The sequence below is a fragment of the Aeromonas sp. 603079 genome (genome assembly GCF_049172135.1).
Lineage (GTDB): Bacteria > Pseudomonadota > Gammaproteobacteria > Enterobacterales > Aeromonadaceae > Aeromonas > Aeromonas veronii.
This window is the reverse complement of sequence record NZ_JAAKPX010000011.1, coordinates 1-15,412: the sequence shown is the minus strand read 5'-3', so window position 1 is coordinate 15,412 and position 15,412 is coordinate 1. Positions and strand designations below refer to the sequence as shown.

Here is a 15,412-nt window from a genome sequence, read left to right as displayed (position 1 = left end):
TTCCCTCCTTATTGCGCCTGGATTCTGAGTTCTGCACTGGAACGGCTGGTGTGACCCAGCAGCGATTTCACGTCGCTGGACTTGGGTTTGATCAGCCTGAACTTGGGCACATAGGAGTCGAAGTTAGCCAGGATCTCCTCGGCGCGCGAGCTGCCGGTCTCATTGAGGTGCGCCGTGATGATGCCGCGCAGGTGCTCCTGATGGATGGCGAGATCCGCCACGTCCAGCAGTTCCACCAGCTCGGGGTTGGTGCGCTTGGCGAAGTTGCCGCACTCGTCGAGCACGTAGGCAAAGCCGCCGGTCATGCCCGCCGCAAAGTTGACGCCGGTCTGACCCAGTACGGTGACGATGCCGCCGGTCATGTATTCACAACCGTTGTCGCCAATCCCCTCGACCACCGCCAGTGCGCCGGAGTTGCGCACTGCGAAACGCTCGCCGGCAGTGCCCGCGGCGTAGAGTTTGCCGCCGGTGGCACCGTAGAGGCAGGTGTTGCCGATGATGGCCGCTTCATGGGATTTGAACGCCACGCCGACATGGGGCTTGATCACCAGCTTGCCGCCGGTCATCCCCTTGCCCACATAGTCGTTGGCATCGCCAGTGAGGATCATCTCAAGGCCACCCGCGTTCCAGACGCCGAAGCTCTGGCCTGCGGTGCCGTTGAAGTGCACTTTGACCGGATCGGCCGCCATCCCCTGGTTGCCGTGCCGCTTGACGATTTCGCCGGACAGACGCGCACCCACCGAGCGGTCGGTGTTGCGAATGTCGTAGCGGAACTCGCCACCGCTTGAGGTTTCCACCGCTTCCAGCAGATCCTCCACCATCTTGAGGTTGAGCGGCCCCTTGTCGAAGGTGGGGTTGTGCTGCTGGCTGAACAGGCTGGAGCCTGCCGGAGCAACCGGACGGGCCAGAATGCCGGAGAGATCCAGCTTGGCCTGACGGGCGGTGAGGCCGGGCAGGGCTTCCAGCAGATCGGTGCGGCCAATCAGGTCGGTCAGCTGGGTGACACCGAGCTGGGCCATCAGCTCGCGGGTCTCCTCGGCGATGAACTTGAAGTAGTTCATCACCATCTCCGGCAGGCCGGTGAAGTGCTCGCGACGCAGCTTCTCATCCTGAGTGGCAACGCCGGTGGCGCAGTTGTTCAGGTGGCAGATCCGCAGGTATTTGCAACCGAGCGCCACCATGGGACCGGTGCCAAAACCGAAGCTCTCGGCGCCGAGGATGGCCGCTTTGATGATGTCCAGACCGGTCTTGAGGCCGCCATCCACCTGCAGTCGCACCTTGTGGCGCAGGCCGTTGGCGACCAGCGCCTGCTGGGTTTCAGCCAGACCCAGCTCCCACGGGGAGCCGGCATATTTGACCGAGGTGAGGGGGCTGGCACCGGTACCGCCGTCATAACCGGAGATGGTGATGAAGTCGGCATAGGCCTTCGCCACGCCGCAGGCGATGGTGCCAACGCCGGGTTCGGAGACCAGTTTCACCGACACCAGACAGCTCGGGTTGATCTGCTTGATGTCGAAGATGAGCTGGGCCAGATCCTCGATGGAGTAGATGTCGTGGTGCGGCGGCGGTGAAATCAGGGTCACGCCGGGCACGGAATAACGCAGCTGGGCGATCTGGGCGGTGACCTTATCACCGGGCAGCTGGCCCCCTTCACCGGGCTTGGCGCCTTGAGCCACCTTGATCTGCACTACATCGGCGTTCATCAGGTAGTGGGGGGTGACACCGAATCGGCCGGAAGCCACCTGCTTGATGCGGGAGTTCTTCTCGGTACCGAAACGCTTGGGATCTTCGCCACCTTCGCCGGAGTTGCTCTGACCACCGAGGCGGTTCATGGCGACAGCCAGTGCCTCGTGGGCTTCAGGGCCGAGGGCGCCGATGGACATGGCGGCGGAGTCGAAGCGGGGGAACAGCTTGTCGGCTGGCTCAACCTGATCCAGCGCGACCGGATTGTCGACCTTCTTCAGCGCCAGCAGATCGCGCAGGGTGGCAACCGGGCGCTCGTTCACCAGACGGGCGTACTCCTTGTAATCGGCATAGTTGCCGGAGCGCACCGCGGTTTGCAGGGTCTGCACCACATCCGGGTTGTAGGTGTGGTACTCGCCGCCGTGGACGAACTTGAGCAGACCACCGTGGGGGAGGGGCTTGCGGGTCAGCCAGGCCTGACGGGCCAGATTGTGCTGATCCTGCTGGATATCGGCAAAATCGGCACCCTGAATACGGCTCGATACGCCGCGGAAGCAGGTATCGACCACCGACTTGGCCAGACCGACCGCTTCAAACAGCTGGGAGCAGCGGTAGCTGGCGACCGTGCTGATGCCCATCTTGGACATCACCTTGTAGAGCCCCTTGTTGATGCCGTTGCGATAGTTGACCATCGCCTGGCGCAGGGACATGGTGAGCACGCCCTCTTCAACCTGTTTGGCCAGGGTTTCGTAGGCGAGATAGGGGTAGATGGCGGTCGCGCCAAAGCCCAGCAGCACCGAGAAGTGGTGCGGGTCACGGCAGCTTGCAGTTTCCACCAGAATGTTGGCGTCGCAGCGCAGGTTGTTGTCCACCAGGGTACGCTGTACTGCACCCACCGCCATGGCGGCAGGGATCGGCAGGGTGTCGGCGCTGATGTCGCGATCCGACAGCACCAGTAGTACGGTGCCACTCTTGGCTGCGGCTTTGGCCTCATCGCAGATGCGCACGATGGCCGCTTCCAGCCCCTCTTCTGGCTTGAAGTTGAGGCTGATCACCTGATGACGGTAGTACTCACCTTCCAGTGCCAGCAGCTGGTGGAAGTCGGAGTAGAGCAGGATCGGCGACTGGAACAGCACCCGGTGGGCGTGGCCGAAGGTCTCGTTGAAGACGTTCTGCTCGCGACCGATACAGGTGGCCAGCGACATCACGTGGTTCTCCCGCAGCGGGTCGATGGGCGGGTTGGTCACCTGGGCAAACATCTGGCGGAAGTAGTCATAAAGGGTGCGCGGACCGGAGGAGAGCACCGCCATCGGGGTGTCATCCCCCATGGAGCCGACCGCTTCCTGACCGTTCTCACCCAGTACCCGGATGATCTGATCCAGCTCCTCGAAGGAGTAGCCAAACAGCTTCTGATAGGTTTTCAGCTGGTCGTCGGAGAACTCGCGGCTACCGGTCTGGCTATCGTCCATCTGCTCGAAGGGGACCAGTCGGCGGCAATGTTTATCCATCCATTGTTTGTAGGTGTGGCGGGTCTTGAGATCGTCATCGATCTCGAAGCTGGTCCACACCTTGCCGTTGCTGGTATCCACCACGAACAGCTCGCCCGGGCCGACCCGGCCCTTCTCCAGCACTTCGTCCGGGGTGTAGTCCCAGGTGCCGACCTCGGAGGCGAGGGTGATGAACTTGTCCTTGGTGATGACGTAGCGGGCCGGACGCAGACCGTTGCGATCAAGTGCGCAGGTGGCGTAGCGACCGTCGGTCATGACGATACCAGCGGGGCCATCCCACGGCTCCATGTGCATGGAGTTGAAGTCGTAGAAGGCGCGCAGGTCGTCATCCATGTTCGGGTGCTTTTGCCATGCAGGCGGGATCAACAGGCGCATGGCGCGGAACAGGTCCATACCACCGGCGAGGAAGAGATCCAGCATGTTGTCGAGGCTGGAGGAGTCAGAGCCGGTGGTGTTGACGAAGGGAGCCGCTTCCTGCAAATCGGGAATGAGCGGCGTCGCAAATTTGTAGCTGCGCGCTTTGGCCCACTGGCGGTTACCGGCGATGGTGTTGATCTCGCCGTTGTGGGCCAGATAGCGGAACGGCTGGGCCAGCGGCCAGCGCGGGCTGGTGTTGGTGGAGAAACGTTGGTGGAAGACGCAGATGGCCGCCTGCATACGGATGTCGGCGAGATCCAGATAGAAGCGCGGCAAGTCCACCGGCATGCACAGCCCTTTATAGACGGTGACCAGGTTGGAGAGGCTGACCACATAGAAGTAGTCGTCGTTGACGCGCTTTTCGATGCGGCGACGCACGATATAGAGACGGCGCTCGAGATCCTTGTCGACCCAGCCGGGCGGGGCGTTGACAAAGACCTGTTCAATGCTGGGCAGGGAGGCTTTGGCGATGGTACCCAGTACGTTGGTATCGACGGGCACCTTGCGCCAGCCGACCAGACTCAGGGTCTCTTTTTCCAGCTCTTCGTCGATGATGTCGCGGGTCTGCTGGGCCAATACGGGGTCAGGGTTGAGAAACAGCATGCCGACCGCATAGTTGCGGCCAAGGTGCCATCCCTTCTCCTCGGCGACAGCTCTGAAGAAGCTGTCCGGTTTTTGCAGCAGCAGACCGCAACCATCGCCGGTCTTGCCATCGGCGGAGATCCCGCCGCGGTGCTGCATGCGAGCCAATGCTGACATCGCGAGACGGACAAGCTTGTGGCTGGCTTCCCCTTCCATGTGGGCCAATAGGCCGAAGCCACAGTTATCCCTCTCCAGCTTTGGATCATATAGTGACATTGCATTTCTCCCTTGCTCGGCCTTGTATCGCACAGTCATCACCTGACTGCATAAATTGCGATTGGCTCTTGTGGTTCCGTCTGCCTGACGTGGCGAATCTCCAAACTAATGGGATTTTCTGGCGAGGTCAATCGCAGGTCAGGTTTGTCTTCATGGTTACATTCGCATAACAAAATGTCGGGTTAGGGGGATTTGCTCGCAGTTATGTAGTTTTTATTCTGTATAGTTTGATTTTGTTGGTTAAATATATCGTCATTGACGGGCTCAATGGTGTGCTCGGCGACGATGGGCGAATGTAGTAATTTTACCAACCCGATGTGGCTGACAGCGGAAGGGATCACATTTTCAATATCCCATGCTTGCAATTGTGTGCTGTCGGGTCTCTTTGAATTTTTCATTGTTCAACAGTGGGTTATCAGGTCTCATTTTCATATGGATGTTTACTGTTTGAATCGTCAAAGAACAGTAAAAATCCTTTTTTTGCGCTTTTTCTCTATATTTATTCAAAATTGGTCGGGTATTTATATGTTTTACTCTCTCCGCTAGCTTGATCCAGCTCAGCCCCTGTTTTGCGCAAGCTCGTACAATGGCGCTCCTTTAGCGGAGGTGTCATGCAGTTACACGAACTCGTCAATACATTCGGTCAGGATCTCAAGCAGCGTCATGGTCAGAAGATCCACAAACTCTCCATCCACGGGGCCTTCACCTGCCCGAACCGTGACGGCACCCTGGGCCGTGGTGGCTGCACCTTCTGCAACGTTTCCTCTTTTGCCGACGAGTCGGCTCAGCAACTCTCAGTGGTGCAACAACTGCTGGCTCGCCGGGACGAAGTCACCCGTGCCAAGCGCTATCTTGCCTATTTTCAGGCCTATACCAGCACCTATGCCGAGGTCGAATATCTGCAGCGGATGTATGAAGAGGCGCTGTCGGTGAGCGATATGGTGGGGCTCTGTGTGGGCACTCGCCCCGATTGCGTGCCGGATGCGGTGCTGGATCTGTTGGCGGGCTATCAGGCCCGGGGCTACGAGGTGTGGCTGGAGCTCGGGCTGCAAAGCGCCAACGACAAGACTCTGCAACGGATCAACCGCGGCCACGGTTATGCCGCCTATGAGGATGCGGTAAGACGTGCCCATCAGCGCGGCATCAAGGTATGTGCTCATCTGATCGTCGGCCTGCCGGGCGAGGTGTCGATGGACAGCCTCGATACCCTGCATCGTATCGTTGGGACCGGTGTTGAGGGGATCAAGCTGCATCCGCTTCATGTGGTAGAGGGCAGTACTCTTGGCAAAGCGTGGCAAGCGGGGCGGCTTGAGGTATTGACGCTGGAGCAGTATGTGGAAGCCGCTGTCGCCATGATCCAGCACACACCACCCGAGGTGGTGTATCACCGGATTTCGGCATCGGCGCGCCGCCCAACCCTGCTTGCTCCCGCCTGGTGCGAGAATCGCTGGACTGCGATGGCGGACATTGCACGAGCACTCTCCTTGAGTGGCCCTCAGGGTCATGCACTGGGAAGACCCTTCATACTTCCTGACCTATAATTGAGTTCGTAATTATTATTTTCACGTAAAACATAGGGTTATATAAAAAGTTCATACCATAAACTATAGTTTTGGTACCTGCAGGTTGATATAGTGATGCGCCACAATAAATGCCATTATCAATTAACACCTCCATTTACCTGAGGGAGGCGTCGGCATGATGCCCACAGGCTGGTTTTACCAATCATCATGCAAGGAAAATTGGTGGTGAGTGTCACGATGTATCCGGATAGGTTTATTCCCTGATCAGGCTCATCTGTGGGAGGGGGCTCGTTTTTAGAGTCGCTATAGCAGGAAAATATGAGTGATACCCCTCTCGTATCGACCTTATTAATGCAGTGACGGGATGCTATGCAAGCAGAAACAAGTCGTATCGATGAGTTATTGGAGTGTCTGGTCTTCTTGACCCGCTTTTATGGTGTGCCCAACAGCCAGGATGCCCTGACGACCGGGTTGCCACTGGTCTCCGGACGACTGACTACAGCACTCTTTTGTCGTGCTGCCGAGCGGGGCGGGCTATCTGCCCGTGAAGTGATCCAGCCGCTTGATCAGATCTCTCCCTTGCTGCTGCCCTGCGTATTGCAGATGCGTAACGGTGGCGCCTGTATTTTGCTGGAGTGGAACGAAGATCGCAGCCAGGGGAAAGTGATTTTCCCGCAGGCAGGTGATGCCGCCCAATGGCTGACTGCTGCCCAGCTGGGTGATGAGTATTTGGGGCGTCTCTTTTACGTTAAGAAGCAGTTCAAATTTGACGAGCGCTCTCCCAAGGTGCTGGAGACCCGTGATGGCCACTGGTTCTGGAGCACTTTGTTTGAATCTCGCGGAATCTATCGCGATGTGCTGATCGCCTCCATTCTGATCAACCTGTTTGCCATCGCTAGCCCCCTCTTTACCATGAACGTCTATGACAAGATTGTGCCCAATCTGGCATTTGATTCGCTCTGGGTGCTGGCGGTCGGGGCCATGGTGGTCTTTACCTTCGATTTTGTGATGCGGCAGTTGCGCAGTTACTTTATCGATATCGCTGGCAAAAAGTCTGATGTGCTGTTGTCCGCCAAGATTTTCGCCAAGGTGATGGGCATGCGGATGGAGTCTCGTCCCGCTTCCACCGGCGCTTTCGCCAAACATCTGCAGGAATTTGAATCGGTGCGGGAGTTTTTCACTTCCGCGACGGTTTCTACTCTTATCGATCTGCCTTTTGCCGTCTTCTTCCTTTTTATTATCTGGATGTTTGCCGGTGTGATGGTGGTGGTCCCCATCGTCGCCATGCTGATCCTGATCGCCTACAGCTTCTATATTCAAGAGCCGCTCAAAAAGTCCATCGAAGAGGGTTCCCGGCTGGCCTCTCAGAAAAATGCCAACCTGATCGAAAGTATTTCCGGGCTGGAAACGGTCAAAATCTTTGGCGCCGAGAGTCTGTTCCAGCACCGTTGGGAGCAGGCTGTTTCCCATATTTCCACCTGGGGTGTACAAACACGGCGAATTACCAACTCCATGTCGTCACTGGCCAGTTATATCCAGCAGGTGGTGACGGTCGGTCTGGTGATTGTCGGTGTTTACCAGATCTCCGAAGGCTTAGTCACCATGGGGGGGATGATTGCTGCCGTGATGCTCTCCAGCCGTGCCATTGCGCCCATGGTGCAACTCTCAGTGTTGTCGACCCGTTATAACCAGGCCAAGTCTGCACTGGATATTCTGGAAAAAATCATGCAAACCCCGGGTGAGCAGGAGGAAGGCAAGCAATATATCCATCATCCGGTGATTGCCGGTCGAATTGAATTCGAAAATGTTTCGTTCAAATATCCAGGAATGGAAACCAGCACCCTGCACCATATCAATTTGCGTATTCAGCCGGGTGAAAAGGTGGCAATTATCGGCCGGATTGGGGCGGGTAAAACGACCCTCGAGAAGTTGTTGATGGGGCTGTATCGGCCGACTGACGGTTCGGTCCGGATCGATGGTTTCGAAATAGACCAGTTGCCTCCCTCGGTGATTCGTCGCAATATCGGTTGTGTTCCCCAAGATGTCATTCTCTTTTTTGGTTCGGTGCGAGACAACATCATGCTGGGTAATCCGCTGGTGGATGACGTGAGAGTCTTGCGTGCTGCCAAGCGGGCGGGCGTCACCAATTTTACCAACCGTGATCCCAACGGATTGGATCGGCAGATAGGTGAGGGTGGCCGTCAGCTTTCCGGTGGCCAGCGTCAGTCGATCCTGCTGGCACGCGCCCTGCTCAATGATCCCCCCATTCTGGTGATGGATGAGCCTACCTCCAACATGGACAACCAGTCCGAGATGCAGGTCAAACAGGAGCTCGCCAGACTGGGCCCGGAAACCACCTTGATCCTCATCACCCACAAGACCTCGATGCTGGATGTGGCCTCGCGAGTTATCGTCATCGAGCAGGGACAGATTGTGGCAGATGGTCCCAAAGAGGTGGTGTTGCAGCAGTTGAAGGAAGGCAAGGTGCGCGTGCAGGAGGTGTCCCATGGTTAAGGGGCTCATGAACTGGTTAAAACGCAGCAAAAATGCGCCTTCCGGTGATGTATTGCCGGCACCCGAGCATCTGGAGTTTGTCGATGACGGCGCGGCAGCTGTGTTGCTTACTACCCCAACCGGTGCCCGCATCCTGTTATGGTGCTGTTTCCTCTTTTTCATGAGTGCCATCGTCTGGGCTGCCTGGGCCGAGCTGGATGAAGTCACCGTGGGTCAGGGCAAGGTGATCCCATCCCGCCAACTACAGGTGATCCAGAATCTGGAAGGGGGGATAGTCAAAGAGATCTTCGTCAAAGAGGGGGATATCGTCGAGAAGGGACAGCCGCTGCTGCGCATCGATGACACCCGTTTCCGCTCCGATTTTCGAGAGCGTGAGCAGGAGCTGGTCACTCTGAAAGGAGATATTGCACGGTTACGGGCCGAAATGGCCAGTGTTGAGGTTAAAAATGATCCCGCACTGGGGTGGCGTGAACAGGTAGTGGTGGGAGAAGCGCCAATTCAGTTCCCGGATGGCTATGAAACCGTCTTTCCCGAATATGCCAACCGTGAACGCTCGGTACAACGGGATCGCCTTAATAACCTGAAGAACCAGCTCTATATTCTTGGTCAACAGATCGAGCAGAAAGAGCAGGAACTGATTGAACTGAATGCCAAGATCCGCACAGTAAATCGCAGTGTGGATCTGGCCAGACAAGAGCTCAATATTAGCCGTCCACTGGCAAAAGAGGGTATAGTGCCTCAAGTGGAGCTAATTAAGCTGGAGCGGCAGGTCAACGAGATGCAGGGGGAGCTGGAGAGCAACCGTCTGCTGATACCAAAACTCAATTCGGTGTTGCGTGAGACTATTTCCAAGCGCAATGACATAGCGCTGAAATTCCGTGCTGACTCCCAGACGGAACTGAATGAGAAGCAGGGGCGACTTGGCCAGTTGTCAGAAGGGCAGGTTGGCTTGCGAGATAGGGTTGATCGGACCAGCGTGATTGCTCCGCTCAAGGGCACCATCAAGAAACTCAAGATCAACACCCTGGGCGGCGTGGTGCAGCCCGGCATGGATTTGATGGAGATAGTGCCGCTGGAGGACACCTTGTTGGTTGAAGCCAAGGTGTCGCCGAAAGATATCGCCTTCCTGCGACCGGGGCTGGATGCCATCGTCAAGATCACTGCCTACGACTTTACAATCTATGGAGGATTGCATGGCAAGGTTGAACAGATAAGTGCGGACTCGATCCAGGATGAGGAGGGGAACTCCTTTTATCTGGTTCGGGTGCGTACCGAGAAGAGTTACTTGGGCGATGAGCTTAACGCACTTCCCATCATCCCCGGTATGTTAGCCAGTGCTGATATCATTACTGGTAAAAAAAGTGTCCTAGACTATTTACTTAAGCCGATTTTACGGGCTAAGCAGTCGGCACTGAGAGAACGATAAGCCAACAATCTAAAAACAAAACATGACTGGAGATAACATGAAAAAAACGATTGTTGCCATGCTGGTCAGTGGCATCACCCTGATCCCTAGTTTGGGTCAGGCCCAGACTCTGGAAGAGTCGGTGGCACAGACACTCGCTACGCATCCCAAGATCAAGGAAGCGTTTGATCTCTACCAGGCACGCCTCTATCAGCATGATGGCGCCAAGGGTGGCTATTATCCAACGATCGATCTGCGTGGCGGCGTAGGCTATGAAAAGACTGACAGCCCTTCTACCCGGGCTGCTGGTTCAAACAGCAATATTGATGACTCCATGACTCGCAAAGAGGCTGGGCTCAGTTTGCGGCAGATGTTGTTTGATGGCTTTGATGTCAGCAACAACGTCTCCCGAACTGAAGCTGAAGCCAACGCCCAGCGTCTGGCGATGATCTCCGAAGCAGAGAATACCGCGCTGCGAGTGGCTGAGGTCTACCTCAATATGCTGCGCCAGCAGGAGATCCTGGAACTCTCCAAACAGAACCTGGAAACCCACGAACAGATCCGTAGCGACATTCAGAAACGGACTGATTCAGGGCTTGGTTCTACTGCTGATCAGACCCAGATTGATGGTCGTGTTGCCAGGGCCTACGCCAACCAAGCCGCCGCTGAAAACAACTACCGTGATGCGGAAAGCGAGTTTATTCGGGTGGTTAACGAGGTACCAAAAGATCTCGTTCAACCGGTACCTAATGCCGAGTTGGTCCCGGCTAGTCTCGATACTGCCCTGAAAACGGCGACAGAAGTTCACCCGACCCTGCTCTCATCCCTGCAAGATATTGAAGCGGCCAAGTATCAGCATGAAGGTGCTAAATCCGGTTTCTACCCTAACGTCACTTTTGAAGTGGACCAAAACTGGAATGAGGATATTGATGCCGTTAAAGGTCGCAATGACGATCTGACAGCTATGGTGCGGATGCGTTACAACCTGTTCCGAGGTGGTTCTGACGTAGCCGAGAGCAATGCAACTTCGGCACTGTACTCTCAGGCGAAAGACATTCATCTGAATGCATTTCGTCAGGTAGAAGAGGGAACCCGTTTGGCATGGAATGCGAAAGAGTCGCTGGCCAAACAGAAAACCTTCCTTAAAGAGCATGTGGATGCAAGCTACGATACCGTTCAGGCATACAAGAAGCAGTTTGGCTTGGGTCAGCGAACCTTGCTGGACGTATTGAACACCGAAAACGAATTGTTCGAAGCGCGTCGCAGTTATATCACTGCTGAGTATGATGCATTGCTGGCGGACTATCGCATCCTCAATGCGACTGGAAGTCTGCTCAACGCATTTAGCGTCAAGCAACCCGCTGAATGGCAGCCCAGGCAATAACCGTTTGCCAATGATCCCGCCGGGATAATGATGAACGCCAACATGGTGACTGCAGCTGGCAGTCACCATGTTTGGCTAAAGCAGGTGGTTGCGCGGTTTTTGAGGAGTGCAGAAGCAATCATGCAGCAGGCATATGACGTGACACTCCAGCGTGGTACCGGAGGCAGATGGTATGATCTCCTCAATAAATGGAGATACCGATCTCTACGTACTCTGCGCCACTCCTTATGGATCCTGCTGTTACCCTTCTCACTTTTGCTCTGTGCCAGCCAGCCTCTGCCACAGGAAGACCTCAACTTGATCAAGCGGGCGGAGCAGACCTATGGCGCCAGAGCTGGCAAGCGTGTAACCAGTTGGCGCATGCTGGTGATGGAAACGAAGGGAAAGGCACTGAGCGAGACGAAAAAGCTCGAAAGAGTGAACAACTTTTTTAATCAAATGCGCTTTGTTGATGACATCAAGTTGTGGCGCAAGAAAGATTACTGGGCAACCCCGCTCGAGTTTCTGGGAGCTGCCGGAGGAGATTGCGAAGATTTCAGTATTGCCAAATATTCCACACTACTGGAATTGGGGATCCCGGATGAAAAAATGCGGATGGTTTATGTCAAGGCCCTTGATTACAACCAGTTCCACATGGTGGTGGCATATTATGAGACACCCTCTTCGGTTCCGGTTATTTTGGATAATTTGATAGGCTCTATTCGACCCGCTACCCAACGGCGAGATTTGGTACCTATCTATAGTTTTAACGGTAGTCACTTGTGGTTGATGAAGGCGCGAGGCCAAGGGGAGCTGGCTGGCCAATCATCTCGCTTGGGATTATGGAATGATTTACGCAATCGCATGACATCGGGGCGATTGGCTAGGCCTGTGGTGAATTTGGATGATTAACCTATGACGCTTTATAGACAGTTATTGGCCACCATGTTGCTGTTGTTTGGACTATTGTTTGCAGCTACTTATTGGGTGCAATTCAATTCGACACGAACTTATCTGGCACAACAGCAGGAAACAACGGTAATCAACACCGCTACGTCACTGGGACTGGCATTAACCCCTTATCTTGAAAATGGCGACAAGGTGGGAGCTGAGTCGGTGATTAAGGCCATATTTGATGGTGGTTATTACCGTATGGTTCGTCTTGACCTGCTTGCGTCGAAAGATGTGATTGAAGAAGAAAACAGCAGCCGTATTCAAGGTGTACCTGACTGGTTTATTGAACTTGGCTTGTTTCCGGAAGTATCCAATGAGTCAATTCTGACGTCTGGCTGGCTGCAACTTGGCAAGCTCAAGGTGGTGGGCCACCCAGGACAAGCCTATCACGAACTGTGGGCAGGGATGAGCGAACTGGCGACCTGGTTTGTGATTGGATTTTTGGTAACCACGATCTTGCTTATGCGTGCACTTAATTTCCTGTTAAAACCGCTCAAGCAGATTTGTGAGCAGGCCGTCGAGATTGAATTGCATCATTTTGGGCATACCATTCCAGAGCCCAAGACCTATGAATTGAAGCAGGTTGTACAAGCGATCAACATCTTATCCGGAAAGTTGGCGGTGCAATTCAAAGAGCAGGCCGACGAGGCGGAGAAACTGCGTGAACGAGTTTATGTGGATGCCGTTTCTGGCTTGGGTAATCGAGCCTATTTTGTTGGTCAGGTTAATGCCTGGATTGCAGAATCTGGCCAAGGGGGCATCATGTTGGTTGCGGTAGATATGCTCGATGATATCTACCGTGATGAAGGTTTTGCTGCCCGTGATAATATGGTCAAATCTATAGCACAAATCTTACGCGAACAGCTTAAGGGATGGGATGGTGCAGCTGTGGCGCGGATATCAGCGACCGAATATGCTCTGCTCTGCCCGACAGATGATTTGGGTCAGCTTAAGGAGTTGGCAGAAATTATCAATTCTCGTATTGCTGATCTGGTCGTGAACCCAATGGCGGAGGGTAATCCTCTCTCCGTCATTGGTATTGCAGGCCGTGATGGTAATGATGATCTCTCAGTCCTGTTGACTAAAGCGGATAATGCACTCGGCAAGGCGCGTAATGAACGCCGTGGTGCTGTTGTCATGGAAGGGGGAGCCGAGCAGGGGTTGATGGGGCGCTTGGCATGGCGTGATTTGGTTCAGGATGCTATTTCGCATCACCTCTGGCGATTCAAGGCTCAGCCAGCTTGCCGATTTGATAACGGGGCCAGGTTGCATGCCGAGTTGTTTGCATCTATCTCTCGCGATGGCACGGACTATTTTGCCGGTCAGTTTTTGCCTGCCATCGAACAGTTCAAATTGGGGGGCGATTTTGATCAGGCAATACTTGATGCATGTGTTCCCTTACTGCACAAACAAGCGGATCTAGTGCTGGCAATTAATATAACGGCAGGTTCGCTTTGTTCGGATGAGTTTTTGACCTGGCTGACGCACTATCTGGTCGAACATGGCGAATTGAAAGAACGGCTGTTATTCGAGATACCCGAGGCAGCCATTATGAAGCACAAAGATCATGTGGCCGCTTTGGTAGGCGCATTGCAGGTCCATGGTTTCCAGTGGGGGGTTGACCACTACGGCCGTCACTTCCAGTCACTGGGCTATCTGGAGGAGTTAGCGCCTGCCTATGTCAAGGTGGATCACGGTTATACCAGTCAGGTCATGGAGCCGGGTGCTGACACCTCATTCTTGGCTGCAGTGTGCCGAGCTGCGCACAATGCCGGTGTGACCACCATTGCAACCCGCGTCGAAGATCAACATCAAGTGGAACTGCTTTCCAAGTTGCATATCGATGGTTATCAGGGATTTGTGCATCCTGCTTTCCCCTTGTCTTGATTGATATGTGCACTGTAGAAATGGCCCCGAATGGGGTCATTTTTTATATCAATACAATATATTTTTTGATTTTTTTATTATCAAATTAATATGGGTGCTATTTGGTTCCATTTGTATCGTTATGATTTTGATGAAGAAAAAATAACCTTTCGATTTTATTCTCTATATCGGTTTGAGGGCAGTCAAACCTATAGATTATTGCAACGGAAAAGCACGTTATCTCCCTCTACGGTGTAGACATCAAGATCTGTCACGTTGGAGCAATGGATATGCGCACCCAAATCATCGACAAGTCCGTGGTTGTCTCAGCTATCGAAGGGAATGTGGAGATTGTGCTGGCTGATGGCAGCAGTCGCCCCCTGCAAAAGGGGGAAATACTCCAGCCCGGTGCCAAATTGACCATAGCGGAGGATGCCAAGCTTGTTCTTTCCCCCTATGACGATACACCAGCGCAGAATGTACCCACCGGTTCCGAATTAGCAGAACCGGGACAACCGCAAGGTGGTGCCAGCACGGAGGGCGCTCCTTCTGACATTGCTGCATTGCAAGAGTCAATTTTGCAAGGCGTTGACCCGACGCAAAACTTTGAGGCTTCAGCAGCAGGTGGTGCACCTGCTGCCGGTGGTGGCGGTGGTATTGGCGGGGTAGCAGGAGCAAGCGGCAATGGTGGCTTTGTCACCATTGATAGAACCGGTGATGCGACCATTGCCGAGGCCGGTTTTGATACCAATTATCAGGCTGAACCCATTATCAACACTGAGCAAGCGGCTGAACCACTGTTAGAACCGGAGCCACTAACTAATCTCTTGTTGGATGAGAGTGAAGTATCTTCGATGGATGAAGATAACCCTGTCAGTGGTGATCTTTTGGTCAACAGCTCCAACCCGGATGGTCCCTTGGCTCAATCCATCATCAGCTATAGCTGGGGTAGTAATATTGATGTTCCCGCAGGTGTTACATCGACCCTTACTGGCATTGGTACGCTGATCATCAACAGTGATGGCTCTTTCACCTTTACCCCCGCTCCTGACTATTCTGGTGCAGTTCCTACAGTGAGTTATCTGGTCACCGATAGTTCTGATGTTGTTACTTCGACCTTGACACTGATAGTGACGCCACAAGGTGACCTCGACTTCAACGTCGAGGCGCTGAATGCGGGTGCGACCGAAACGGATGGCACGGTACAGGTGCTGCTGACCAACACGGTGAGTATCAGCGATGGTGACGGGTCAGAGACCTGGACCAGCCTGGTGTATACCTTCAACAATTTGCCTGCGAATACCACTGCAGTGGGTGGCAC

General features: G+C 54.4%; 8 protein-coding genes. 7 read left to right on the top strand and 1 reads right to left on the bottom strand.

Going from position 1 to position 15,412, the window contains the following annotated elements:
* Nucleotides 1–8: 8 nt before the first annotated feature.
* A complete protein-coding gene (gene gltB, locus G5287_RS09720; protein WP_421231214.1) occupies nucleotides 9–4,466 on the bottom strand; it encodes a glutamate synthase large subunit in 4,458 nt (1,485 codons plus the stop codon).
* 611 nt (nucleotides 4,467–5,077) lie between these two features.
* Between gltB and G5287_RS09715 the strand changes: the two genes are divergently transcribed.
* The 7 genes from G5287_RS09715 to G5287_RS09685 form a co-directional block, all read left to right on the top strand.
* Nucleotides 5,078–6,007: a TIGR01212 family radical SAM protein gene (locus G5287_RS09715; RefSeq protein WP_216953332.1), complete on the top strand. Its 930-nt coding sequence runs from the start codon at nucleotides 5,078–5,080 to the stop codon at nucleotides 6,005–6,007.
* Nucleotides 6,008–6,358: 351 nt separating this feature from the next.
* Nucleotides 6,359–8,503 (top strand): type I secretion system permease/ATPase, encoded by a 2,145-nt coding sequence (locus G5287_RS09710; protein WP_266135586.1) that lies wholly within the window; start codon nucleotides 6,359–6,361, stop codon nucleotides 8,501–8,503.
* On the top strand, nucleotides 8,496–9,929 hold the full coding sequence (locus tag G5287_RS09705) for an HlyD family type I secretion periplasmic adaptor subunit (protein WP_266135587.1): 1,434 nt from the start codon (nucleotides 8,496–8,498) through the stop codon (nucleotides 9,927–9,929). The genes G5287_RS09710 and G5287_RS09705 overlap by 8 nt, the downstream gene beginning before the upstream one ends.
* A gap of 37 nt (nucleotides 9,930–9,966) precedes the next feature.
* On the top strand, nucleotides 9,967–11,292 hold the full coding sequence (locus G5287_RS09700; protein WP_216953335.1) for a TolC family outer membrane protein: 1,326 nt from the start codon (nucleotides 9,967–9,969) through the stop codon (nucleotides 11,290–11,292).
* Between the two features lie 138 nt (nucleotides 11,293–11,430).
* A complete protein-coding gene (locus G5287_RS09695) occupies nucleotides 11,431–12,183 on the top strand; it encodes a transglutaminase-like cysteine peptidase (protein WP_254204305.1) in 753 nt (250 codons plus the stop codon).
* A gap of 3 nt (nucleotides 12,184–12,186) precedes the next feature.
* Entirely contained in the window at nucleotides 12,187–14,112 is a 1,926-nt protein-coding gene (locus G5287_RS09690; protein ID WP_216953336.1) for an EAL domain-containing protein, read from the top strand.
* Nucleotides 14,113–14,381: 269 nt separating this feature from the next.
* A partial coding sequence (locus G5287_RS09685) for a retention module-containing protein (RefSeq protein ID WP_421231213.1) occupies nucleotides 14,382–15,412 on the top strand: 1,031 nt, incomplete at its 3' end.